At 39.5% G+C, this 24,631-nt stretch carries 30 protein-coding genes and 1 pseudogene; 10 read left to right on the top strand and 21 right to left on the bottom strand.

Features of this window, described 5'->3' with window-relative positions:
• Positions 1 to 310 precede the first annotated feature (310 nt).
• Positions 311 to 1,258 carry a DUF3466 family protein gene (locus U5K35_RS02270; RefSeq protein ID WP_322569849.1) on the bottom strand — a complete coding sequence of 316 codons (948 nt, stop codon included), beginning with the start codon at positions 1,256 to 1,258 and terminating at the stop codon, positions 311 to 313.
• A 4-nt stretch (positions 1,259 to 1,262) separates the two neighbouring features.
• Entirely contained in the window at positions 1,263 to 1,607 is a 345-nt protein-coding gene (locus U5K35_RS02265) for a hypothetical protein (protein WP_322569848.1), read from the bottom strand.
• Between the two features lie 393 nt (positions 1,608 to 2,000).
• Between U5K35_RS02265 and U5K35_RS02260 the strand changes: the two genes are divergently transcribed.
• From U5K35_RS02260 to U5K35_RS02215, 10 genes are all read left to right on the top strand, one after another.
• Positions 2,001 to 2,921 carry a methionyl-tRNA formyltransferase gene (locus tag U5K35_RS02260; RefSeq protein ID WP_322569847.1) on the top strand — a complete coding sequence of 307 codons (921 nt, stop codon included), beginning with the start codon at positions 2,001 to 2,003 and terminating at the stop codon, positions 2,919 to 2,921.
• A gap of 264 nt (positions 2,922 to 3,185) precedes the next feature.
• Positions 3,186 to 3,545 (top strand): LLM class flavin-dependent oxidoreductase, encoded by a 360-nt coding sequence (locus tag U5K35_RS02255; protein WP_322569846.1) that lies wholly within the window; start codon positions 3,186 to 3,188, stop codon positions 3,543 to 3,545.
• A 116-nt stretch (positions 3,546 to 3,661) separates the two neighbouring features.
• Entirely contained in the window at positions 3,662 to 4,120 is a 459-nt protein-coding gene (locus U5K35_RS02250) for a hypothetical protein (protein WP_322569845.1), read from the top strand.
• Complete coding sequence (locus U5K35_RS02245) at positions 4,117 to 4,455, top strand: AMP-binding protein (protein WP_322569844.1); 339 nt, start codon at positions 4,117 to 4,119, stop codon at positions 4,453 to 4,455. Before U5K35_RS02250 ends, U5K35_RS02245 begins: the two co-directional genes overlap by 4 nt.
• A 74-nt stretch (positions 4,456 to 4,529) precedes the next feature.
• Positions 4,530 to 5,129 carry an AMP-binding protein gene (locus tag U5K35_RS02240; RefSeq protein WP_322569843.1) on the top strand — a complete coding sequence of 200 codons (600 nt, stop codon included), beginning with the start codon at positions 4,530 to 4,532 and terminating at the stop codon, positions 5,127 to 5,129.
• 2 nt (positions 5,130 to 5,131) lie between these two features.
• Positions 5,132 to 5,668, top strand: a complete 537-nt coding sequence (locus U5K35_RS02235) for an AMP-binding protein (RefSeq protein ID WP_322569842.1) — start codon at positions 5,132 to 5,134, stop codon at positions 5,666 to 5,668.
• 38 nt (positions 5,669 to 5,706) lie between these two features.
• Positions 5,707 to 6,468 (top strand): GNAT family N-acetyltransferase, encoded by a 762-nt coding sequence (locus U5K35_RS02230; RefSeq protein WP_322569841.1) that lies wholly within the window; start codon positions 5,707 to 5,709, stop codon positions 6,466 to 6,468.
• Between the two features lie 71 nt (positions 6,469 to 6,539).
• A complete protein-coding gene (locus U5K35_RS02225) occupies positions 6,540 to 7,184 on the top strand; it encodes a NeuD/PglB/VioB family sugar acetyltransferase (RefSeq protein ID WP_322569840.1) in 645 nt (214 codons plus the stop codon).
• A 136-nt stretch (positions 7,185 to 7,320) separates the two neighbouring features.
• Complete coding sequence (locus tag U5K35_RS02220; protein WP_322569839.1) at positions 7,321 to 7,443, top strand: hypothetical protein; 123 nt, start codon at positions 7,321 to 7,323, stop codon at positions 7,441 to 7,443.
• Positions 7,418 to 8,050 carry an acetyltransferase gene (locus U5K35_RS02215; protein ID WP_322569838.1) on the top strand — a complete coding sequence of 211 codons (633 nt, stop codon included), beginning with the start codon at positions 7,418 to 7,420 and terminating at the stop codon, positions 8,048 to 8,050. The genes U5K35_RS02220 and U5K35_RS02215 overlap by 26 nt, the downstream gene beginning before the upstream one ends.
• Positions 8,051 to 8,218: 168 nt before the next feature.
• On the opposite strand, the gene U5K35_RS02210 is transcribed toward U5K35_RS02215, so the two are convergent.
• The 19 genes and pseudogenes from U5K35_RS02210 to U5K35_RS19495 form a co-directional block, all read right to left on the bottom strand.
• Positions 8,219 to 8,410, bottom strand: a complete 192-nt coding sequence (locus U5K35_RS02210; RefSeq protein ID WP_322569837.1) for a hypothetical protein — start codon at positions 8,408 to 8,410, stop codon at positions 8,219 to 8,221.
• Entirely contained in the window at positions 8,388 to 9,176 is a 789-nt protein-coding gene (locus U5K35_RS02205) for a YdcF family protein (protein WP_322569836.1), read from the bottom strand. Before U5K35_RS02205 ends, U5K35_RS02210 begins: the two co-directional genes overlap by 23 nt.
• Before the next feature lie 87 nt (positions 9,177 to 9,263).
• The gene (locus tag U5K35_RS02200) at positions 9,264 to 10,331 is read right to left on the bottom strand and encodes a hypothetical protein (RefSeq protein ID WP_322569835.1); all 1,068 of its coding nucleotides are present in this window, start codon (positions 10,329 to 10,331) and stop codon (positions 9,264 to 9,266) included.
• Positions 10,328 to 10,938 (bottom strand): annotated as a pseudogene (locus U5K35_RS02195) (sugar transferase). Before U5K35_RS02195 ends, U5K35_RS02200 begins: the two are co-directional and overlap by 4 nt.
• A 387-nt stretch (positions 10,939 to 11,325) precedes the next feature.
• On the bottom strand, positions 11,326 to 12,384 hold the full coding sequence (locus tag U5K35_RS02190) for a sugar-transfer associated ATP-grasp domain-containing protein (RefSeq protein WP_322569834.1): 1,059 nt from the start codon (positions 12,382 to 12,384) through the stop codon (positions 11,326 to 11,328).
• Between the two features lie 191 nt (positions 12,385 to 12,575).
• Positions 12,576 to 13,718, bottom strand: coding sequence for a hypothetical protein (locus tag U5K35_RS02185; RefSeq protein ID WP_322569833.1), 1,143 nt, complete (start codon positions 13,716 to 13,718; stop codon positions 12,576 to 12,578).
• A 56-nt stretch (positions 13,719 to 13,774) separates the two neighbouring features.
• Complete coding sequence (locus U5K35_RS02180) at positions 13,775 to 14,626, bottom strand: polysaccharide deacetylase family protein (RefSeq protein WP_322569832.1); 852 nt, start codon at positions 14,624 to 14,626, stop codon at positions 13,775 to 13,777.
• Positions 14,627 to 14,728: 102 nt separating this feature from the next.
• On the bottom strand, positions 14,729 to 15,187 hold the full coding sequence (locus tag U5K35_RS02175; protein WP_322569831.1) for an asparagine synthase-related protein: 459 nt from the start codon (positions 15,185 to 15,187) through the stop codon (positions 14,729 to 14,731).
• 259 nt (positions 15,188 to 15,446) lie between these two features.
• Positions 15,447 to 16,598, bottom strand: a complete 1,152-nt coding sequence (asnB, locus tag U5K35_RS02170; protein WP_322569830.1) for an asparagine synthase (glutamine-hydrolyzing) — start codon at positions 16,596 to 16,598, stop codon at positions 15,447 to 15,449.
• A 471-nt stretch (positions 16,599 to 17,069) separates the two neighbouring features.
• Positions 17,070 to 17,537 carry a hypothetical protein gene (locus U5K35_RS02165; RefSeq protein WP_322569829.1) on the bottom strand — a complete coding sequence of 156 codons (468 nt, stop codon included), beginning with the start codon at positions 17,535 to 17,537 and terminating at the stop codon, positions 17,070 to 17,072.
• A 2-nt stretch (positions 17,538 to 17,539) separates the two neighbouring features.
• Complete coding sequence (locus tag U5K35_RS02160; protein ID WP_322569828.1) at positions 17,540 to 18,115, bottom strand: haloacid dehalogenase-like hydrolase; 576 nt, start codon at positions 18,113 to 18,115, stop codon at positions 17,540 to 17,542.
• Complete coding sequence (locus tag U5K35_RS02155) at positions 18,112 to 19,248, bottom strand: ATP-grasp domain-containing protein (protein WP_322569827.1); 1,137 nt, start codon at positions 19,246 to 19,248, stop codon at positions 18,112 to 18,114. The genes U5K35_RS02160 and U5K35_RS02155 overlap by 4 nt, the downstream gene beginning before the upstream one ends.
• Positions 19,249 to 19,282: 34 nt before the next feature.
• The gene (locus tag U5K35_RS02150) at positions 19,283 to 20,461 is read right to left on the bottom strand and encodes a glycosyltransferase family 4 protein (RefSeq protein WP_322569826.1); all 1,179 of its coding nucleotides are present in this window, start codon (positions 20,459 to 20,461) and stop codon (positions 19,283 to 19,285) included.
• 48 nt (positions 20,462 to 20,509) lie between these two features.
• Positions 20,510 to 21,658, bottom strand: a complete 1,149-nt coding sequence (locus U5K35_RS02145; protein WP_322569825.1) for a glycosyltransferase — start codon at positions 21,656 to 21,658, stop codon at positions 20,510 to 20,512.
• Positions 21,655 to 22,272: a glycosyltransferase gene (locus tag U5K35_RS02140; protein ID WP_322569824.1), complete on the bottom strand. Its 618-nt coding sequence runs from the start codon at positions 22,270 to 22,272 to the stop codon at positions 21,655 to 21,657. Before U5K35_RS02140 ends, U5K35_RS02145 begins: the two co-directional genes overlap by 4 nt.
• A 675-nt stretch (positions 22,273 to 22,947) precedes the next feature.
• The gene (locus U5K35_RS02135; RefSeq protein WP_322569823.1) at positions 22,948 to 23,751 is read right to left on the bottom strand and encodes an asparagine synthase C-terminal domain-containing protein; all 804 of its coding nucleotides are present in this window, start codon (positions 23,749 to 23,751) and stop codon (positions 22,948 to 22,950) included.
• Entirely contained in the window at positions 23,726 to 23,893 is a 168-nt protein-coding gene (locus U5K35_RS19500; protein ID WP_416221574.1) for an asparagine synthase-related protein, read from the bottom strand. Before U5K35_RS19500 ends, U5K35_RS02135 begins: the two co-directional genes overlap by 26 nt.
• Entirely contained in the window at positions 23,853 to 24,371 is a 519-nt protein-coding gene (locus U5K35_RS02130) for a hypothetical protein (protein ID WP_322569822.1), read from the bottom strand. Before U5K35_RS02130 ends, U5K35_RS19500 begins: the two co-directional genes overlap by 41 nt.
• Positions 24,362 to 24,535 carry a hypothetical protein gene (locus tag U5K35_RS19495; RefSeq protein ID WP_416221573.1) on the bottom strand — a complete coding sequence of 58 codons (174 nt, stop codon included), beginning with the start codon at positions 24,533 to 24,535 and terminating at the stop codon, positions 24,362 to 24,364. The genes U5K35_RS02130 and U5K35_RS19495 overlap by 10 nt, the downstream gene beginning before the upstream one ends.
• Positions 24,536 to 24,631: the final 96 nt, after the last annotated feature.

The raw sequence follows: 24,631 nt of genomic DNA, 5'->3' as shown, positions 1-24,631 counted from the left end.
GAAAGGGTCCAATATGATTAGCCCCGTACAAGCGAGAGCACGTGCGGGTATAAAGAGCAAGGATTATTACCCGCCGAATAGAGAGATTGGTTTGGAGTGCAATATTGAATTGAGGCGGTGTTGCGATGATCGTCTTTCAAACGGTATCTCTCCTGATCATTTTATCTCGATCCATCGGTGGTAAAGAGAAGTCTATTGTTCTAAAACAGATTGCAAGACTCAATTTAGTCTTTAGAATCGATTTTTAGAGAAGCTGTAAAATATAGATTTATAAAGGTGCTGATAACAAAATGCCACGTGATGCATTCAATCACTCACTTTCAGGAAGGGTAATCTCCCACATAACCGGCCCGTCATTTTCACCCACAATCTGCCCGTTGTTATTGATCGCCCTTGCGATACTGTTTTTCCCGTTGGAAGGCAGCTCAATCATTCCGTTCTCACTGTCCCAGTAAAAGGCCCGGTATTCGTCATTTCCGATATCGCTGTAACCTACAACCTGCCCATGGTCATTTATGTCAAACGCCGTACTCCAGCTTCCGCCTAAGGTGCCGATACTTTCAATACCGTTTTCTTCGTCCCAAAGAAATGCCTCAGATTTATAATTACTGGCTAATGCAGCTTCAATGATGGCTTGCTGCTCTTCTTTGTCCCAGAGATGAATTAAATCCTCATTATAATACTCACTTTCATTAAAGCCACTCTTGGTAATAACATTTTTTGCTGCTTTCCCGGAGCTAATTTTCGAATTTTGAAGATCTTCAATAAGGTGAGCAGTGCTATATTCACCTATTGTACCACTAGTGATTCTACTAAATTGGTTTATAATTTTATTGATCTCTGACATTTCATAACTATCCGAACCCAGTAAACTGTTGGCGCTATTTTTTACTTGTATTGAACCAACAACTTGATTTAAATCATTTATGGCATAAGTGCTACCATAACCAAACCCTTCGTAGAAACGAGTCTCTTCATAATACTCTTTCGCTACAAAAAAGCCATGAGGCTCAATTCCGATACCATCATTACCGGTTTGGTATCCATTATTATTTACAGAGGTCGCTACACTTTCTTGTCTCAACTCTTTTGTAGTTCTGCTTTCAACATCCCAGCTCATTGACCACTCTTCATAAAAACAATCCGGATCAGGATAATAAACTTCATTATTGCAAGAGATAACTTCTCCAACAACATAACCTGAGTCATTTATATCATATGCTGTAATCTCGCTCCAATCAATGCCGGTGTAGCTCATACCATCAATTTTGATCAACCCCTTGATTCATATCCCAATAGTAATCTCTGCCAATAACCTGTCCGTGATTATTAAGAGCTTTTACGCTTATACCAATATCGATTAATGACCCATTGTCACTATTCCAATAGTGCGTACCGCCTATAATATCACCCCGGTCATTTATATCAATGGCTTCATTTAGTCCATAATCACGCAGGTCAACTGAATCAATAATTGGCTCAGTTATTACTTGGTTTTTATCCTCACCTATATTCGAATCATCCTCAGTCACTTCCATTACATCACAACTTACAAGTGCGAAGATGATTATTATCAGCCAAATACTATTTCTTATCTCTGTACTCATTTTTCCTCTTTGATTTCTAAAATCTGTGATAAATGTACAAAATTTCAGTAGGTAAAAACTATTAACAATGTCTAATGGGAGTCGAAGTGATATCAAAGCAGTTAAGCTCACCTCTATTTTTATTTGTTACGCTTCGCACTTCATATCTAACATTTGGCTTAGCAATAAAATCTTCTTCTTTAGTCTAGTTGGCCGGTATTCAATAAACCTTAATATCTACTTGTTTTCGAATTTTAACAGTACAGTATAGAGTAATAATGGGTAGCAATTATTAAAACCTATGAATATCAAGACTTTCTGTTTAGAATTCATTAATCCATAGTGGGATAAATATTCCTTAAATACATTTTTGTTATTTTTAAGCTTCGGAATTCACATTTATATTTTCTCCTAATGAATTTTCTACTGACCGCTGACGAATCTGCCGGGCTTCAGGCTTTTCGTTTACTACAGAAAAGTCCGCACGTTATATCAGGGGTTGCCACACCTGCCGGCCATCACGCCTTGCGTGAAAATGCAGCTCAAATGAACATTCCGATTCTGGAACCGGAAAATCTTACTGATCCTAAATTTGCCAATTGGATTCGTAAAAATAAAATAGATGTATTATTAAACGTTCATTTACTTTATATCATCCATCCCGAAATTTTGAGGGCATTAGCTTTTGATGCCTTTAACCTACATACCGGACGCCTTCCGGAATATGCCGGGCTAAACGCACCCTCATGGGCAATTTATAACAGAGAGGAAAGACACGGTGTTACCCTTCATCGAATTGAAGAAGGTATTGATACAGGATCCATCGCTTATTCCTCTACATTTCCTATTCATTCGGATGATACAGGACTAACGCTGAGCATGCGATCCGTAAATGAAGGACTTCCATTAATTTCCAAATTGTTAAAGGCTCTTGAAAAAGATCCTCACTCCATACCGGCCATTAAACAGGATTTTAAAAACCGCCATTATTATGAAAAGAATGAAATACCACAGAATGGCTACCTCAATTGGTCACTTCCTGCAGTAGAGATTGATGCTTTTATACGAGCCTGCAACTACAAGCCTTTTAAGTCTCCCTGGGGATTTCCGCTTACAAAATATGAGAACAGTGAAATCGGTATTGTATCTTCAATTTTAACAGAGGACTCATGCAAAAATGTTACTCCCGGCACTATTGGGCACTCTATGAATGGCATGACCCCTGTTGCAACTTCGGATCATTGGCTACTCATTAAGAAATGCCATCTAAACGATAAAACCATTTCTGCAGACAGGTTATTGCAACCGGGTAATGGTTTTAAAATAGAATCATAAACTAAACTTCTATACTTTGATATTAAACATTCAATTTAAAATCGAGTTATTTTTAATCCTTAAGAAGATTTCTTATTTATCTTTAAACAGATTAGAGTTGATTTGATATTGCTTCAGTTATCTGAGCGTTTTTTACACTGTAAATTGAAATCTATATTAATAAACATCCAGAAAGAGAGACTATGAGTTCCTCTAAAATCGAAATATTTTCTACCTGTCCTCAATCTAAAGACACCTTCAGAGAGGAATATGTCAAACGAGTTCGTGAAAGTATCTCAATGGAGTGAGGAATTTGGCTGTAAAGGAATTTTGGTCTATGCGGACAATGGACTTGTAGATCCCTGGCTCGTATCTCAAGAGATTTTAAAAAGCACAGAGCGGCTTAGCCCTCTGGTAGCGGTTCAGCCTGTCTATATGCATCCCTACACTGTCGCGAAAATGGTTTCTACTTTCGGCTTTATGTATAATCGTCAGATCTATCTTAATATGATTGCCGGTGGTTTTAAAAATGATCGAAAGCGCTTGATGACCATACTCCTCACGACTGACCGTTACAACCGATTAACTGAGTATACTTCGATTATTATCGACTTACTGAAAGTGGGAAAAGCCCGTTACCTTTGATGGAAACTATTATAAAGTGAACCGGTTGGTCTTTGAATCCCAAAACTCGATAAAATCTGCAGCCCGGAATATTTATCTCGGGATCTTCTGATGCGGGGCTGAATGCAGCCCGCAATTTGAAGGCCACTGCCATTCAATACCCAAATCGTCCCGAAGACCATAAAGAAAACTTAACCAAAGACCCTCTTAATTTCGGAATGCGGATCGGTATTATTGCAAGAGAAGATTCTGAATCAGCTTGGCAAATCGGTACTGAACGGTTTCCCGCTGACCGAGAAGGTCAACTGACTCACAAACTTGCCATGAAAACGTCCGATTCGGTATGGCACAAAAAACTGACAGAACTAAGTGAACAGATCGACGGGAAAACATCACCGTATTGGCTGCATCCGTTTGAAAATTATAAAACATTCTGCCCTTACCTTGTTGGAAGTTATGATGAGGTAGCCCGGGAATTATCCCAATACATGGAGCTTGGATATCATACATTTATCCTGGATATCCCACCTGAAAGAGAGGAACTGTACCATACTAACCTTGCATTTGATAAAGCGAAGGAGCTTGTAACCGCATGAACCGTCTATTACAGCACTGGCTGACAGAACAAGCTGAGAAATTTCCTGACAAGACTGCGATTAGGATGGGTGATCAGTCTTTGTCTTATCAGGAACTGGAACGAGCCAGCAACCGGCTTGCCCGAATACTAGGAGAGAACGGTTGCAGGCAAGGAGACCGCGTCGGATTTTATATGCCCAAATCCCCGGAAGCTTACATCAGTATCTTCGGAATTTTGAAAGCGGATTGCCTGTATGTCCCCCTGGACCCGGAAGGGCCTGTACTCCGAACGATTAAAATGATCAACAAAGGAGGCGTCCGATTTTTGCTCACCACAAGGAAAAGTGGAAGATAAATTGGAAAATCTCATCACTGATAAAAACCTTGCACATCAGGTGGCGTTCGGAATGATGGCACGACGGCGAGCCTTTGAAGCCTTCCGAAAAACAGCGATTTTATTTCAGTGACATGGATGCACTGTCGGATCAACCTTTGGACTATGAAAACTCACCGGAAGATGCAGCACATCTGCTTTTTACATCAGGTTCAACCGGTGAGCCGAAAGGTGTGATAAACACACATTCAAATGTCATACATTTTATCGATTGGGCAACCGGTTATTTTGGCATCAACAGCTCAGACAGAATTTCAGGGCATCCGCCCCTTCACTTCGACATGTCCAGCCTCTACCTCGATACCGCAATTTCAACCGGTGCAGAACTCTTTCCGGTACCTCGCGAGATGAACATTCACCCGAAATTTATGAGTGATTTTATCCGGAAAAATAGACTTACCCAGTGGTTTTCAGTACCATCTGTATTGAGTCTGATGTCAAAATTTGATGTGTTGGAAGAAAATGATTTTCCCGAAAATGAAAAGGCTAATGTGGTGTGGGGAAGCGATGCCGACGGCCACACTGATCTATCTGATGAAGAAATGTCCTCATATCCAGATCACAAATCTGTACGGCCCAACGGAGACCACCATTGCAAGCAGCTATTATACGGTTCCGCAGCGCCCGGCAAATGAGCTTGCGGAAATCCCGATTGCACTTTTCCTGCCCGGGCGAGGAGCTGTATGTGCTGGACGAACAAATGAATGAAACGGAACCCGGAACAATGGGCGATCTCTATATTTCCGGAGTGGGTGTAGGCCTGGGATACTGGGAAGATCCCGAAAAAACAGATGAAGTATTCTTGGAAAATCCGTTATATTCGGAAAATGGTGATTTAATTTATAAAACCGGTGATCTGGCCCGTGAAGGGAAGGACGGCCTCATCTATTTTCACGGCCGAAGTGATACACAAATAAAAAGCCGTGGGTATCGAATAGAACTGGGTGAAATTGAAAATGCAATCAACAGTATAACAGATATAATGGAAACCGCTGTCGTTGCGATTCCAACCGATGATTTTGACGGAAAAGCAGTATGCTGTGCTTATGTTCTAAAATCCAATACAAACTCCGAGAAAACGGAAATCATTAAAAAGTCATGGTGCCGGATTATATGGTCCCGAGCCGTTGGAAGCAGTATGACGCTCTGCCGAAAAACAAAAACGGTAAATTAGACCGAAACAAGATTACGAAGAACTTTCAGGATGATGGAGTGAAACCGGTTGAAAACGACAATATTAAAACGATTGTCCGTTGGATGATGGATGAGCAAAACTACCGATGGTTTGACTTCGGGAGAGGCGTTCAAAAACTGGCAGCGCCTGCACTTAAGATAGATGATCTTACTGATAATGAACATGAGCTACGAATTTTTACTTGTGATGAAACAGACAAACCTATTGGGCTGATTTCACTCAGCGATATCAATAAGAAATTCAAAACGGCTACCTTATGGTTTGTCCTTGGAGATAAAAATTACACAGGCCAAAATTATACTACAAAAGCTGTCTCAAGCATGTTGACCATGGGTTTTGAGGAATTGAAACTTGAATCCATTTTTGCTTGGGTAATTGAGAAAAACGTTGCCTCAATTAAAGTCTTGGAAAAAAACAATTTCAAATTTATCGGAAAACGAAGAAGGTGTCACTACATCAATGGCCATGCATACGACCGATTGCAATACGATATTTTAGCAGGAGAACACAATATGTTACAAAATAAAGCAGCCGATGATAATCTGCTCACTGAAAGAATAAAAAATTTATTAAATGAAGAGTTTGAAGTGGAAATTCCATCAACAGACACCAAACTCATAGAAAACGGTTTTATCGATTCACTCAGATTTATTCAGCTTATGAGTGTCTTAGAGGATGAATTTGAAATTACTGTCTCCATTGAAGACCTTGATCTTGAACGCTTTTCGACAGTAAAAAATATCAGTAAGTTTGTTCAGAAACGTCTTGAAACATCTTAGTTTTTAACAAGTGATCTGCTTTTCTCTTGGCTTATTCTTTTAATAAACATTTACATTAAACCTCTTATAGTTTGAAAAAATTACTAATATATGGTTGCGGTTTCCCGGGAATTATGCGGTATATCCATGGAATCAATCAACGAAACCCTGAATGGGAGGTTTTGGGAATTATTGACGATGAAAAATATGGCAAGCAAAAAGAATATCTTGGTTGTCCGATCATAGGTGATGAAAACAGTTTACAGAAATATGTAGATCAGGGATGTTTTTTTTTCAATAACGTGGCTTCCACTACTGCTAAAATGGAAAAAGTTACCAAAAAACTTGACAACGTTAATGCAAAGCTGGCTACACTGATTGTTCCTGAGCCGCCTAATTTTGATTTGGAAACTATTGAAGTGGGTGAAGGATCTCTTATTTCAAATCAGGTACTTGCCACAGCATATGCAAAAATTGGGAGGAACGTCTGTGTTCGTGAGGGAGCTTTGATTAGCCACGATAACATAATCGGAGATTTCTGTTTTATCGGGCCCGGTGCTATTTTACTTGGTTCTGTTGAGGTTGGAGAAAAAACCTATATTGGTGCTGGAGCTCGTATTATGTCAAAGGTAACTATCGGTAAAAATTGCATGATCGGAATGGGGTCGGTAATTTTGAGAGACGTGCCTGACAATACAACAATGTTTGGGAATCCCGCCAAAAAATTACCTTTGTAAAAAAAAGAAAAAATTTGATTCAACTTCCTAATCAAACCTAAAAATATTAAGCAACCGATTACTGAACATTGATCTACATTTTAGCCATGACTGTTGCTAATTTATTGATTGAATAAAATTCAAAAGAATCATTTAGATGAAATCAGAAGATAAAAAGAAAGAGATAATAATTTTAGGTGCCGGTGGGCATGGACAAGTTATTGCCAGTATCTTATTATTAAATGATAAAAATATTGGTTTTTATCGACCATACCCCTGAGAATCAAGACAAATCATTCTTAGGGGTGCCAGTTTTGGGAAAGATAACTAATCTTAAATCAGATAAAAATCAGAAGGCAATAGTAGGAATCGGATCAAATGAGGCACGAAAAAAATTAGTGAACAGATTTAATTTTGATTGGATCAATGCCATTCATCCTTTTTCATCAATTGCTGATGATGTGAAATTAGGCAGAGGTAATGTAATTTGTGCCGGATCGATTGTACAAACAGGAGCCATAATTGGAAATCATGTGATTTTGAATACAAGGGCAAGTGTAGACCATCACTGCAAAGTTGATGATTTTTGCCATCTTGCCGGTGCTCATTTAGCAGGTCGTTCAATTCTTGAAGAAGGTGTATTTATGGCTCTTGGCAGCACGATACTGCCAAAACTTTTGGTTAAGAAATGGGCAATTATCGGAGCAGGTTCTGTTGTCAGCCGAAATGTTGAAGAAGGAGATATAATGTTTGGTGCTCCTGCAAAAGTAAAATTAAAAAATACAATGGGGTGGACGAATCTAAGAAAATCTATGCTTGATGGTGGCCGCCAAGATCCGGCTGTTAACCGAGGATCCGACTCCTACTGTGATCGGCAGGGCCGATGAGCTGGCCGAGCTTGGCATGCGCTACAATATCAAACGAATTTGCCGGCAGCTTCGAAAGATGGGTGTGTAGCCTATATATCCGAAGCGAAACCTTTACAGGACTGAGGCACGCAAAGTACGTTCATCCTTACCTGTTGCTCGGGATGAGCATTACCCGGCAAATCAGGTCTAAGTAATCGATATTACCTGCATGAAGCGCGTATCATGTTCCTGACGGCGATCATTGATCTTTACAGTCATTTTATCGTTAACTGACGACTTTACAATAGCCTGGAGAAAGAGAATCAAACCAAGTTGTTGCGGAAAACTATCGCTGTCTATGGCGCCCTGCAGATCATCAACTCCTATCAGGGAGCTCATTACACGTGATCTTACTGGATAGATTGTCTCTCAGTAATGCCGCGTATTCAAACAAACCCTTCCGAAGGGTTTCTATATGGTTTGTTGAAGGCATGATGGTTATTCTCAATCCCTCCATATCCTTATATCTAAAGTTAGTCGGAGACGGATGAACCTCAATTCCTGCACGCTTAAATAATTGAACGGCCCGGTGCATGTGAAATGCTGAAGTGACTACAATTACCTCTTGACCCTCATAATGATTCGATAAATAATAATGTACCTCCTCTGCCGTAGTCATTGGCAGGTCCTGAACCAGAATCATCTGCTCTGGCACTCCCAAATCGATCGCAGCCTGTTTTGCCACTTCAGCCTGCGATATTTTGGGATTGTTGTATGGGCCGGAAGTGATCAATGTGCTATTTGGAAGCTTTTTATACAACCTTATGCCTTCAATAAGCCTCCCTAAGGTTTTTTTATCAAGTTGTGAATTTGACGGCAACCGTTCGTTCCATGAGTATCCGGCTGCTAAAACTAATATATGAACATCCGTTTCCATGAGCATAGGGTCCGGTTCAAGTATTGGGTTATATTTCGACTCAAGCGGGTTCAAAATCAGAAATGGCAAAAAGGGGGTGGTAATCAACAGTAACCAGACGAAGGCCACAGAAAAAAAACACTGCTTACAGCGATCTTTTCTCATCAAGATTGATATAAATCCGGCAACAATAAAAAAGAGAAAAAGATGAAATGGATCGAGAAAAAAACGGACAATATCCGAGATCATGAGAAACTTATCGTTTTATTACAGCTTTTTAGCAAACTATATACAATTGATTGACGGCATAACAGACACTAACCTTAAAGTAAAATCTCATTCAAGTAAATCAGTTTCCTTCATGACCAACGGATAAGAATCCACATCCCTAAGAAATATCATCGGCTCCTTGTACTGATAATCAATACGTTTCATACTCGATGATTCTGCAAAAAACATCTCCTCCAGCGTATCAAAAGGAATATTGGCACCACCGGCAGCAATGGATGAAGTAAAAGCCACATGCCGGATATTGATCTCGGTAATTTTTGGACTACCGTCCAAATCCTCTTTAAAATCCACCGTAAAGATGCCGTTCAACTCTTTACCAAGATACTCTGAAATCGTATCGAGTGCTTTTTCCGACAGCTCCACAAGCTTAGGTTCATTGATTAGCCGTCCAAACGATGTATTTCCTGTAATACCGGAGGGAGCTACCTTGGCCATGATATAATTCACCCGCTCTGCACAGGCAGTACGTTTCAATTCGCCGTTAAAATAGAGCATCTTACAGGCCATATTTCGGCCTGGAAGAAATTCAGACGCAATAAACTCCTTCACATTCCGGTTTATAGAGATCCACTGCGCCAGTGAAGATTCCGAATCTATTTTCAATGAACCGAGGCCGCTTGAGCCTTCCGTACTTCTGATCCAGAAAACATCTCCCACCTCACCTGTGATTTTATCATAACTGTATTGATCCGGCTGAATCCGAATATATTTAGGTACAAGACCTGTACCGTCAAGATAATCATGAAGCCTATGCTTATTTACGATAGCCATGGCCAGATCGTAATCGGGCAGGTGAGTTTCTATTTCTTTCTCAAGCATCGACTTGTTTTTGGCCCACTCCAACACCTCCACCTCCGGAAGTATAACGGCTCCATCAATTTGTTCTTTTTCAATAATGCTGTTAATCACCTTCCAGTACTCTGAATTATCCGCTCTGGGGACGGTATAAGAAGCATCAAACAGATCCCTATCGTACAATCCGTAGGCAAGTGGGTTGCAGTCCACACCTATAAACCGATATTCTCTCTGAGAAGATTTTTCTGATAATTTTACAGCCCGCACAAAAGATCGTGGAGTTGGGCCTCCCACTCCTGTCACAAGTATATTTTTCATCCCGAATTCTGTTTTTTCATGTATTCATCGAATCGCGGCATCGCCACATGACCCTCATGTGTAATGCCATCACGCTTCAGCACTTTTGTTATGGTAAGCCATAAAATTTTAAGATCCAGCAAGAAGGATTGGTTTTTAACGTACCAAACGTCCAAGGCAAGTTTTTTATCCCACCCAATAGCATTTCTTCCATTTACCTGGGCCCAGCCTGTTATTCCAGGTTTCACATTGTGCCTACGATTTTGTTCATCCGTAAAATAGGGAATGTAATCCATCAGCAGCGGACGGGGTCCCACCAGGCTCATATCACCTTTTAAAACATTGAGGAGTTCCGGAAGCTCATCCAGGCTGGCTGAACGCAAAAATTTCCCGAATTTTGTCATTCGTTTTTCATTGGAAAGCAGATTGCCCTCACTATCCCGCTCGTTTGTCATAGTTCTGAACTTAATCATTTTGAATGGCTTGGCATCTTTGCCGGGCCTGATCTGCGTAAAAAGACGGGACGTCCCAGCTTAATAGCTACAAGGAGGGCGGTTATCAGAAATACCGGACTGAGAACTATCAATCCTATAAGAGAAACCGTAAAGTCAAAAACGCGCTTTACCATAACTTAAACTTATGTACGATTTCCCCTCCTGTGTAGAGGGGCCGGGGTGAAGCCGTTCAATTTAATATCCATTCCATCCTTTTTCTAACTCACCCCTGCCTGCAGTACGAACTGTCGCATTTCGGCAGGCAGGCCTGTCCCCTCTCTATGTCGCAAAAGCACTCCACAAAGAGGGGGACTTCGAAATATAATTTTTAGATTTAAATATATAACCGTATTAAACTTATGAATACTGAAAATCCCACATGATTCTTCCGTGAAAAAGGGGCTATCTCCCCTAGAGGGGAGTCCCCGATTCATCGGGGGAGGGGTGTTCCTTTTGAGTTTAAAACACAAACCCACCTATTTCTTGCCCTCCATATAGTGCCCGAGAATCACTCATTTCACCTACGCTTGAACCGAAACCGGTTCACCTTGTTTTTCCTTCTTTGGCAAATCCGGCCCCTTATACCGTTCCAATATTGATTTTAATCCTTTTTGAACCGGGAGCTGCCACAAGAGCTTACACCAGTCGTGATTCCCCTCTATCAAACCCGGACCCTTTTCCGTTATTACTACATCCCATCCTATTGAACGATTCTGAGGATGTTTTTTTGCCGCACGTTTAACCATCTCGATCGTTTCCGGCCAGAACGGAACCTGAAAACCGGGTATTTTAACTTTTGTTACTGGATGGATTGTACATGCATCTTTTGTGATATCACTGTAAACAGCGGGACCAATAACCACCCCGCTTTTTTCATCCAGCGGTGCGGCAAGATTGCCGGCAGCCATATTGTCAACCGGTGAGTTTACGGAAATGCGAAGCCTGCATCCCAACATTTCCACTTCCCCTTCTTCATTCAGCTGTGTGAAAATTCTGACCGTATTTACGGCTGATGGAGAAAGCCGGTTCAAATCAGGGTGCTGATTGATAAATTCCTCTACCAAACCGTAGTTATTCTTTTTCATAAAACCGATCATATCCGTACCGGCAAAATCTGAACTGTCCCGTATCTCTACTTGGGCACCACCTTTTCCATCGGAAGCCTTAAATACCAGTTTTCCGGCTTTTGAAGAGAGTAATTTTTCAGCAGTTTCGGGATTCTTCAACTCTTCTCTGTCCGCGACAGAGTGCACAAAAAACTCTCTGTAATTTTTATAGAACAGTCTTTTGTCATCCAGAATATGCCTTTCATCTGTCGGGTTCATGGTAAGCTGATATTCGTACATATAACCGGTTCCGGCCCATCTCTCTCTCTCGCTGATCTCCTTCTCAAAAAACCGAAACTGAAAATATTCCAGTATTGAGATGTTGTACTTAAAAACAGATCGTAAAAGATCGTTCAATAGTGCTGTCTTACTCTTGCCTGTCTTTTGAGCCGCATAGTTTAAAAAGAGGTTGAACTTCTTATTGTCCAATTGCTTAATGTAGTACCCCAGGTACATCACTCTTTTGATTTTCATATCATGCATCATTGACTTATTAACTTGTTTTTAAAACAATCTTTTAAACACTCTTGAAAAATCTAATTAAAAAGGCACAGAAGATTGAATTATCTCTTTTTAATGTTTGATTCACCGCAGAGACGTAAAGAGCGCTAAGGAATTAGTATTGAAGAAGTAAAAATTTATTTCAAACTAAAGAAAAATCATGGCTATTTCTTATCACCTACAACCAAATCTCCCAGCTCATTAGCTGCCATAAACTCAACCTCAGGCCATCGTTTTACGATTTCGTGCAGAAGCTTTCGGACTGCCTCCAATCCTTTTAGCCGGTTCTTTTCTTCAATAAACCCACAAAAATTAACACGGTGTGAGCTAATAATCGCAGGACGCTTCCATCGAAAGGCAGCCTCTATTTGTTTTAAAGTGTAAGGAACCCAATCAATATTTCTTTTTTCTGTGGGTTCAAATACCACATTTCTGACAAGAAACGTTTGGCCAAGGCGGTTTTGTTTTCCAGTATAATTGATAATAGTTTTATATTTTCCTTTCCCTTGGTGCTCTTTTTTTATGAATGGCGTATCTATATACTCCACACCACATTTATTAAGTGTATTGTGAATGATCGGATGCTCCCGACCCGCGGGAGCATTAAAATGGTTTGAGCTATACCCATATACCTTTTTAAATGCAGTCAGTCCTTCGCGGATAATCTTATCAAACTTTTCATTCTCTTCAAACTCCCAAAAGTCAAAAGCAGCAGCGGTAGAAATCGTACTGTAGCCGCTCATAGAAATACTGGTAAAAGATCGGTTTTCCAGAGCGGTCATCAATTCGTGATCTCTTTTTTTTAATTTTTCCTCAAATACTTTCAAGTTAAGATGCTCTCTCCCGTGAAACTGAGGCAGAAAGATCTCTTCTTTAATACCCTCCATTATTAAATCATATGCACCGGAATATGCTTTCGGATATTTCTCGGATAATTTTTTGAATGTATCGGAAAGTAATTCGTAGTAATAATTTTCATATCCCTCATCTGCCATTTTTTCAAAATCTATATTGCAAGACAGTGCAAAAGGCGTAAAAACTGCATGCCGTCCGGTTTTGTCCTTTACAGATGACAAAACTTCATAAGAGGCCTCAAGATCCTCTCTTGTTTCAAGAGTATCCAGAGCATCAAATCGATTCATTATTTTAAGCCCCTGTTTATTCATCTGATCACGGGCCTCTTTTGAATCTACCCGGACATTTCCGTAATCGTCCACAGAAAAAACAACAATTTTACGATCGGTTTTCCATCCGTATATGTTTTTCAGATTGTTGGTTATATTGTTTTTTATTTTTATTAATGACATGCTCGGATACCCATTAAAAATTCTTAGAGATTATACTTCCATTTAATTTTTCCTTTTCAAGAAGTCTCAACCATAGTCATGGTCTCATTCTGACGAAGCATTTTCTCCATTTTATCCGGGAAGTTTTTTCTTCCTATCCACATCGATTTCATTTTTAATCTCAGTACTGTAGAAACCTTATTGAGTTCATCAAAATAGTAGTCCGGATATCGTTCCGGGTCGGTTTCGTACGGATGCATATAAAATACCGGAGTGTTCCTTTTGCTGATCTTGTCAATTGAATATTGTGAGATTCGGTACGGCAAAAGCCTGAAATAACTTCCGCCAAGGCATGGGACCTTTCGGGAACCTAGTCTCATTGTTGACATGGGAATTTCATAGATCGAATTTCCGTCGCTGAAATGGATCTCAGTCACATCATCCGGAAATCCCGGCCAGCCGTAATGTGCAGCTCTGCAGGGCATAATGCTGCTGTCGTATCGGAATCCGAGTTCAGCCAGAAGCGGTAGCGCCCACTTTGTCTGCTCGTTAATAGAAAAAGCAGGGGCACGATGCCCTGCCACCTCCTCACCGGTTAAATCTTCCAGCAGTTCTTTTGCCCGGCTAAGCTGGCTGCGCGCCAATTCAGGGGCCATTTTATCAAATCGGTGATGGTCGTACCCGTGGACGCCTATTTCATGCCCCTTGGAATGTATTTTCTTTATCAGATCCGGGTAGTACTCCGCTACCTGACCAAGTGTAAAAAAGGTCGCTTTGGCATTGTACCCTTCCAGCAGATCCAAAATTCTCTCTGTATTGGCCACTACCCGTTCAGTTGGCGGCATCTCTTTTCCGAATACGTCTCTCATGGCGATATTGATTCCGTCTTCAACATCTACGGAGAGAGTAATTGAATTTTGTATTGCCATTGAAGAAATTTTAAAAAACTAATATGAAGAATGACTTCATTTTCTTAATTATAAGTCCCAATATTTTTAAACGCTTGATATAGGATAACAAATTTTAATACACTAGTTTAATTTTGATATTTTGACATCCAAATTGTCAATACAAGCGTTCTCCAAATTATGCCGGTATGCAGCTGAATTGGAATTTGATCTATGATTTTGAAGAAGAGTTTTTAACATTATAAAATCGAGTGGCAGCCCTTCTTTTTCACCTTTATTAAATTGATCCATGGCATAATTGTACAAAGTCGTTTTTAGCCATTCAGAAATTGGAGTTCCGAAGCTACTCTTTTGAGCACTCAATATTTCATCCGGGACAATACCTTTAAGTACATCCCTAAAAAAATACTTGGTTGTACTCTTTTTAATTTTAAGTGAATGGGGAAGACAAGCCACATAGTCAACCAAATCATTATCAAGTAATGGAACCCGCGCTTCTATAGAATGATACATGTTTACCTTATCAACTTTTTCCAAAAATTTATGGCGAGAAGTATGGATTTCCATGTCTGTATATAACATTTTCTGTGAAAAGGGAAGCTCCTGAAATCTTTCATATCACTCACTTCATATTGGATTAGTGGATTCATGCCCTTAACTTTTTCATGCAGATCAGAATTAAGCACTTTGTAATTATCTTTATCTAAATCACCTTGCGCTAAGCTTGCCATGATCTTGCTATGGGAAGAATAGTTAAGTTTAGCAAACCTTTCAGAGTAATATTTTCTTTTGTTGGAATCAGGATATACACTTTTCAGAAAATTTAAACATCCATTTTCTGTCAGTGGTACTGCTGTAAATCAAGATGCCTTCCATATCCGGCAAAAATTTCATCACCCCCATCACCTTGTAAAACAACTTTTGAAAAATCAGAAGCTTTGTCTGCAATCAAATGCAATGGAATCATAGCCGGATCCGCAAATGGCTCATCGTATTGAAATACCAGATCAGACAGATATTCATCTATGTTTTCTGTATTAACTTCAAACTCATGATGATTCGTATCATATTTCCCGGCTAATTTAGACGCAAGTTTTAGTTCAGAGTTTGGATTTTTATCAAAATTAACTGAATAGGTATTTAACTTTTTCTCTGTGAACTTTGAAGCAAGAGCTACAACAGCGGACGAATCAATACCACCGCTCAAATATGCCCCAACCTGAACATCACTTACACACTGACGCTCTACAGCATTTTGTAATAATTCTCTTGTCGTCTTTAAGGCTTCACTGTATGAAGGATTAATTTGTTTTTTCAACAAATTTTTTTCAACATTCCAATATTTTTCCTCAATAAGGCTATAATCTGATAGCTTGATAATCAAACTGGAACCGGGATCTAATTTCTTAACACCATCCACAACAGTCTGTGCCGATATAGTATTGCCAAAAGTTAAATATTCACTTAGAGCTTTATAATTTATTTTTAAAGCCTCTAAATAGGAGTAGATAACTTTGGCTTCTGAAGAAAATATAAAATACTCGTCGCAATCATAATAATACAAAGGTTTTACACCTAACCTGTCTCTTGTTATCCGTATAAGTTTTTGTCTTTTATCGTATAATGCAAAGGCAAAAATTCCATTTAACTCCTTTAAATCAAAACTTTGGTCTTGAAGTAACTGATAAAGAACCTCTGTATCAGAAGATGTATTTAGTTTTAGACTATATTTTAAAGCTAAATCTCTGTAGTTATAAATTTCACCGTTATAAATTAGCACCGGCGAATTATCACTATTCCCGATAAAAGGCTGGTGTGATCTTTCATCCAGATCTAATATACTTAACCTGTGATGAACCATTTCAATATCATTCTCTTCAAAATACCCCGTAAAGTCCGGTCCCCGATGCTTTGATAAATTGGCAGCATTTTTGAATCGTTGACTATCTTTGCAATTTAAATCCTTGTAAATAATCCCGGATAATCCACACATACATTTAAGTAAATTAATTAATCTAAAAAATAAACAGATAGATATTTAATGAGAAACACTAAACATCAGATATCACCTGTACCATCTAGTATAAAATCTTTTGATATTTTCAATGTTAAAATCACTGGAACGATTTTTCATTTGCCGGCTTACGTGAAAGCACATTGTATTTAGTATTCTTTCCAACTTATTTTTACCCTTGGCTATTTGCTTACTTTCATCTGCCATTGCTTTGTATTTCGGCCATATATTCTCTTTTACATATTTATACAATTGTATATCAATCTGATTCTTTTCTAATATGAAGTCGTGATATTTATGGTGTATTTCATTTTTTAATTCCTGTTCAGCAAGTATTTCTGTTAGAAACTTCCGTTTCTTCACAAAAATCGATTAGATTAAAATACGACTTAAATGATTTTATACTTGTGCTATATGCTTCTGTTAAACCAATCCATGACATTTTGGATTCTATAATCTCAATAGCCCTATCAATATTTTCTTCTCCTGCCAAAAAACTTTGTCTGATAATTTTGAATAGTTTTCTATCTTTTCCCATTCAATAATAGACTTGTTTTTCATCTGTTGATATCTTCTGTATGCAAATTCGTTGGTCCATTTAAAATCATGCAAATAGTGCGACACATAACGTTTTTGGGGTTTACGAAAAAATGTAAACCATGCCATGCGATCTTCAAATCTGCCGAAATCAATGTAAGGACGCATAGGGTGGCCGGAAATAATTTTTAAATTTTTATTAAATAATTCCAGATCCTTTTCAAAGTCAGTCTCACTATAATAATCATCCCCCATTTTTAGACCTCCAGGAACAATATGCATTTTATTACCATAGTGGCCAATTAACTGCTTGCTTAAACTAGTACCTGCAGTTTTCATCATATGCGCAAAGACTAGTATTTTTTTATTTTCCTCAGCCATAACTAAATATTTTCTATTACAGATTCCCGCTTGACTAAAAAAACTTTTTCCGAAATATCCATTAATGGCTTATCTGACATAGAGTCCGTATACAATTCATCTATTTTGCTTATCCCATTTTCAGTCATAAACTTTCTCTTCTCTTCTCCAAACATATTTAATTTCAACCCTTTCACTGTTCCTCCATCATATGATAATTGAGTTCCGGCTATTTTTTCATTAGGAAAGACATATTTAAGATAAATTTCAGGGGAAGCAGATATGATCCATTTATCACCTTCCTTCTTTTGAAAATAATTTTTATAAATAGCATTTAGCTCAATCTTTTTGGAGTACTCTTTTGCAGCTATTTCCAAATCCTCTATTTTTTTTCCTTTCAAGTACAAAAAGAATCCAATTCCCTTTAATGTTCTATTTTTAATAAGACCGATCTTATAAAGAACACCCGCAGTTATTAAAATTATTTTTTTTGCAAAAAACATTCTCTCAGAACCAGCTACAGATTTATAAAATCCAAAAAGTGTATCCTTCTCTGTTAAAGTCTTATCAAAATCAAAAACGATAACCTTCGAACTCATGGCAGAAGTTTTTTAAAAAATCGTTTTACAGATCGTCCGTTAAAAGTAAAATAGAACTGAAATAGCAGGGCACGAGTCAGGCTGCTGTAGGTAAAATTAATATAGCAGGTTTTAGGCCCTTTCCGATTCAGAAACTCTCGGAAACCTATTTTCCCTTTAAACAGACTGATTAGCTCGAAAGGGAAAAACCACCTTATATATCGTTCCGATAATTTGCTTGAACTTTCTGGATTTTCACCTTTTAACAATTTTACGTAGTTGATCAGGAGCCCTGAGCCACAGAACTCCGACAGCATGACCGAACCCCAGAGCCTCGGGTTCAGTTCAATGATTTTCCACTCCCCGGTACGGTCATCCTGCAAAAATTCCACCATGGCAAAACCGCTCCAGTTCAGTGCTTTAAGCAACTTTTCAGTAATCTCTTTTAACTCATCAATATAGACAGACCGTGAATATACCGTCACACCGCCCTTTTCCGGAAAAGTTCTGATCCGTTCATGCCCGTGCCATGTCAGCAGCTCCCCGTTGCGCGCGAGGCAGAATACCCCGTGAATTTTTTTCCGGCTCTCGACCTTCTCCTGTATCAGATACTCCCGGTCTGAGATTCCGTTCAGCCGGGAAAGCTGATCCGGACTTTCCACATATTTCATGCCTACCGAACCTGCACCAATCCGTTTTTTGGCTATCACAGGTCGAAAATTCTGCTCTAAATCCTGCAGATCTTTAATAGAAAAAGAAGCCGGTACAGGCAGTTCGTTCTCTTCACAAAATTTCTGAAAGTCTGCTTTATTGCGAGCCAGTTCGAACATGTCACGACCGGGTAGAAGGTACCGGATCGGGTGATCAGGTTCTTTCTCCATCAGCTCATAAAAGAGGAGCGTGGGCTCCTCAGAAACGGCCATCCAGATATACTCTTCATCCGCATCGGCCTTTATTGCAGACAGCAAATCGTTCCTGAACTCCTCATAATTATCTACGTTCAGTGAATGCACCATTTGTCCGTAGATTACCCTCATAAATCGGTTCGTTCCCGACGGCGCAAACAGGAGTAGATCGCAGCCGTGCTTCCGCTCCAGAATATTTATAATATCAAACGCTTTTCTCGACTGCGCATCGGGTATAATCACTTTCATAAGAGCTCCCTAAACCTTAGCCTCAAACTTAGCTTCACCCGCCACATCTGCAAACAGATCCAGCATCTTTCCATATACGGCCCCTGAATCCCCCTTTTCTCGCGTCAACTCCAGTGCATTTCTCTTTATACCGGTTTAATAGCTCCCGATCGTCAAGAAACCGTTCGATATTCGCCACCAACCCTTCAACATCCCCGTTCGCATTGTTAAACCCAACTTTATTTTCACGAACGATATCCGCCATTTCACTCTGAAGGGAGTTCAGGATTGGAAGTCCGGCACTCAGGTAGCTGAACAGCTTGTAAGTAACCGTCTGTGTAAGGTTGTTTTTATGCTGAATCAGCCCCAGATCCGACAGATAGTACTGCCGCATCAGCTCTTCATCCGAAATCCATCCACGGCACTCAAGATTTTGCAGTCTGCCCGCATACTCTTCCACGATCTCCTTTTGCGGCCCGGAGCCGGCAACAATAAATTCCGTTTTTCCGGGATATTTTCGATTCATGATCTCTGCCGCCTGAACGATCGCCGGCAGATCATATGAGCTCCCCAGGCTTCCAACATAGATCACTCGTAGCACATTCTCATCTCTTTGCTCAGTTTTTCTGTGCTTATCCATGGAGTCCTGTATCGACGCGAAATCGAATGCGGGATAAAAACACTCCGTTTTCCGGATGGTACTGCAGTTCTCTTTAGCCCAGTCGAGATACCCATTGGAGATGGATGTTACGACCGTGCTTTGATCCAGGATAAACCGGAGCTTTTTGTAAAACGGTCTTATAAATAGTTTGCTCAACGGTTTTAGTGATGTGGGTACATCCTTAATAAAGGAATCGGGCCACGGATCAATGATGTCGGTGATGACCGGCACACCGTTTTCATTTGCCCATAAAATAACTTTTTCTGCGGAGCTGAGAGGCGGCATACTTATAAAGATCACATCCGGCAGATCCCTACCCGCAAAGGATGCTACCAGTTTATCCGCGAAATCCGCATGAGCGGATATCCTTTTCAGGGATATATTTTTCGTGTACCCTTTCGACTTTACATACTCTATCCGGTATCCGGGTTCCACCTCCAGAGTCCTATCCTCAGAGAAACGCTGTTTTTTGGATGTATGCCGGAAAGTACTTGTGAAATGTGTGACCTCGTGCCCCTTTCGCACCGCTGTTTTTGCAATATGTATAAGCCGGTGGTCTCCTAACCTTATCATAAGGTGTGGGGTCAAATAGTGAAATCGTCCAGATATTCATTTTCATCATCAATTGGTTTCTACAGTTTTTGCCTTTTCTTTACCGGCCAGTTCAGCGGCAATCCGGATAAAAGAGTCGGCACGTTCGGCCGGTGTTTTCAGTGTTTTAAACATCTCAAGCCCTGCTTCCACAAGTTTTTTTCGAAGACCTTCATCAGCTGCAACCTCTTCCACCCGATCTGCAATTTCTGCTGCGTTTAATGGATCAAAATAGTGGGCAGCGTCCCCGCACACCGTATGTGCGAATCCCAGATCAGAGGTCAAAATAGGGCGTTCCATTTTCATAGCCTCCGCATAGGATGCGGAAAAGCACTCAAGCAATGTAGGCAGAAACATGGCATCGCAATCACGATAGAGTGCCGGGCACTGACCGATCGGAACCGGTCCCCTGTTTATGATCTGCGACTCCGTATCCGGCTGTTTGAATGTATCATATACCTCATGAGGCAGCGTAAGTACAAAACGAATTTGATCTTGCCCCCTTCTCTTCAGCTCCCGAATCACATCATGAATAACTGAAAGATTCTTATGCGGATAGTTAGCGCTCAGCGTTAGAAGCCTGAACTCCCACTCTTTTTTGGGTGGCAATCCGCTCTCCTGTTCATTTTCATCAAAGAAAACCGCGTTCACCGTATTTGAAACGGCATGAATCGGCACCTCCGGCATCAATTTCTGTAGCCGTTGTTTTACGTCTTCGGTTTGTACCACCACGGCATCAAGCCTCCGGTAAAAATAGAGATCAAACGTCTTCTTTAGCTTCCAGTAGACCTTTCGTTTCAGACCTATCATCTTGAAATAGGGAGACTCCGGATATACATAGTGTGGTATGTTAAAACCACCAACCACAGGTATATCCGGCTTCCAGAATCCATGACCGCCGGTCGATATCACCGCATCCGGTTCTATTTTTTTCGCCATTTCATCAAAAAGGCGGATCGCTTTATAGACGTGCCACAAACTGGTTCCCGGCCGGAATGGAATATCGTAAAGCTGAATGTGGCCGGGTAAATTATCGGGCGTTAGCTGCGACCGGATATTCTTTCTCAGGAATACATGAAACCGGTGCTCCGGATACCGTACACACTCGGTAATAAACGAGTGCGCAACCTGCTCCGCACCTCCTTTAAAAATCGATGCGGCATTTATAATAATTTTCACAACTCTGAAGTTATAAAATTAAAAAATTTATCGCCTATATTCGGAATCGAATAATCCTGTATTTGCTGCTTAGAATACTCTCCCATTACCTTTCTCAGATTCTCGTCATTCATTAAAGTTAGTAGCTTTTTCGAATACTCATTTTCTTCGAATAAAGGAATCAGATAACCGTTTTTCCCATCCTCAATTAAATCTGATGGACCTGCAACACAATCGAATGAAATTATTGGCAGACCGGCTGACATTGCTTCTCCTACTACGTTCGGAAATCCTTCTGAGCTTGAGGTAAATGCAAATATGCTGCTTTTCCTGTAGTACTGATCAACATTTGAAACCATTCCTGTTAATTCAACACTATTCTCAAGATTTTTTTCTTTAATTAATCCACGTAATCGCTTCATCTCATTTTGTTTCTGTGAGTCTCCCCCAACAATAATTAACCGCCAGTTTTGCTTTTGCACTCTTTCAAAGATCCTGATAAGCAAATCAAAATGTTTGGTATCCACAAGTCTTCCGACAGATAGAATAATTTTTTCTCTATCTCTTATTTCATCTACATCTTTAATGACCCGTATTGGATTACCAATTGCAGCTATATTTTGATGGCCATACAATTTATAATAGATCTCTTTTGCTATCCTGGTCTGTACAATGATACCATTGGCTCTATTATATAACCATTTGGTAAAAATATTATATAGAAAACTTCTTTTTAGGCCAGGCTGGCTCTGTCAGCAATATACATTCGATCACTTCTACCTAAATTAGAAAGGAGCACAAACTGGTTCCAGTATTCTCCGAAACTCAACGAACAATGTCCGGAGATAGGTCTTTGACTTTTTGTCGAAGAAAAAAGTGTTTTTAAGATAATAGACCCTGAATCTGTCCCGAAATTCAAAGACCGGCCTGTGGATTGATACAGATTCATCTATTTCATAGAAAATATTTCTTTTTTTAGCATAGAGTATCAGGTGAATTTCCGCCCCTTTTTCTTTGCAAAAGTAGTTTGCTAATAAAGACATCACCCTTTCCATTCCTCCCGGTCCCAGAGAGGGTATAATCAGGCAGATTTTTGGGTTGTTAAGACTCATCCTGCCTAGATTCTGATTTTATTATTGATAAATCTTTAGCCAATGCGCCAAAACCAGTGCCTTCCACAATAAAGGACCATAGTTACCAATTCCGTTTTTATGTCTTTGCATTAACTTTGTCAGCTTTTTTCCATCCAAAATATCTTTCATTTTGCGTATCTTCGAATGTCGCCATAGCAAAATCGAAGAGTCCTTCCTTCAGCCATACTTTATATGGCACATCAAATCCTCTTTTTTTCCGTCAAGAATTTGATCAGGAATCAGACCCCGCAAAGCCTTTCTTAATAAATATTTTTTTTGACCACGTTTGATTTTATAACTAGATGGAAGGTTCAACATAAAATCAGTCAATTCATTATCCAAAAAAGGCACCCGTGCTTCCATACTGCATAACATCGTGGCCTTATCAACCTTTTCAAGATACGTATGATTTAAAAGAATTTGCACATCCGCAAACATCATGCGCTGCACGATATCAAAATCTTTATAATCTTGATTGAATTTTTTATATGCCTTGAATGGATCTTCAGATGAAATAAGGTTCTTATAATCTGAATTTAAAATTTCGTAAGGCGATTCGTATGGAACATCCTCTGTAATATATAGGGCCATTTTCATGGCATCATCTTGCTTAAGGATATTGGATATCCTCTTCATTCGAATAGACCACTCATTCGATGGAATAATTTTATAAGCTAAGGTTGATGCAATTTTCCAAAAATTTTCCCAGTCGAGTACGTTATATCTTCTATAACCACCAAAAAATTCATCCCCCCCATCACCCTGAAGGATAACTGTTTTATCAGCACTGCATGCTTTTGCAAGTAAATAAAGGGGTATATTTGCCGCATCTGAAAAAGGATCATCATACTGATAAACCAGTTTATCAAATATATCTATGATTTGATTAGCACTTGCTTTCAACTCATGATGGTTTGTATCAAATTTTTTAGCAACTAACGCTGCATTATCAAGCTCACTTCTCCCCGATATTAAAATCATATTCTATTGAATAAGTATCCAGATTATCAATATATCTGGATGCGTAGGCAACTATTGCTGAGGAATCAATACCTCCACTTAGAAGTACACCTAATGGAACATCACTTACGAGCTGTCTTTGAACAGCCTTTTCGAGTAAAATCTAAGACATTCTCAATCAATTTCCCTTCACTACTTTTATATGTACTTTTTTGCGGTAATGACCAATAATGATGACGTGAATTAAGATGAACATTATCCAGATTTATCGAATAAACCGAAGCCGGATTCATTTTAATCATCTTCTTTGCCATGGTGTTCTCTGATATTGTGTTTCCATACCAGAGATACTCAGCAATACCTTGTGTATTTAAATCGAACCCATCAAGCCATTTATAGATAACTTTTTGCTCTGAAGCGAATGCAATGCAGGTATCATCCTCGTAGATATAAAGTGGTTTTATACCAAAACGATCCCGGATTAAATGTAAACAAGCTTTTTCCTTATCAAGGATTGCCATTGCAAAGATACCGTTCCACTTATTAACTGCCTGAATGCCATCCTTTACAAAAGTCTCAAGCATTACTTCAGTATCGGAATTCGTTATTGTCTCAATTTCGTATTCCTTTTTTAATCCCAAAAATTATAGATCTCACCGTTATAAGAACATATATACTTATCATTGCCTGAATGAAAAGGTTGATTAGATCTGGGGTCAGGATCAATTATGCTTAATCGATAGTGAACCAGTAAACAATTCTCATATCTCACGTAGGACGAATAATCAGGCCCACGATGATTCATTTCTTTTGTTGCCTCAAGGAATTCATTTAACCTTCTCTCTTGTAAATTTTTTTTAAAAACTAATCCGGCAATTCCACACATATTAATTTAATACTA

It is taken from the genome of Rhodohalobacter sp. (genome assembly GCF_034521535.1).
Classification (GTDB): domain Bacteria; phylum Bacteroidota; class Rhodothermia; order Balneolales; family Balneolaceae; genus Rhodohalobacter.
The sequence above is the reverse complement of the archived record's forward strand: the minus strand, read 5'-3'. Positions and strand labels throughout refer to the sequence as shown.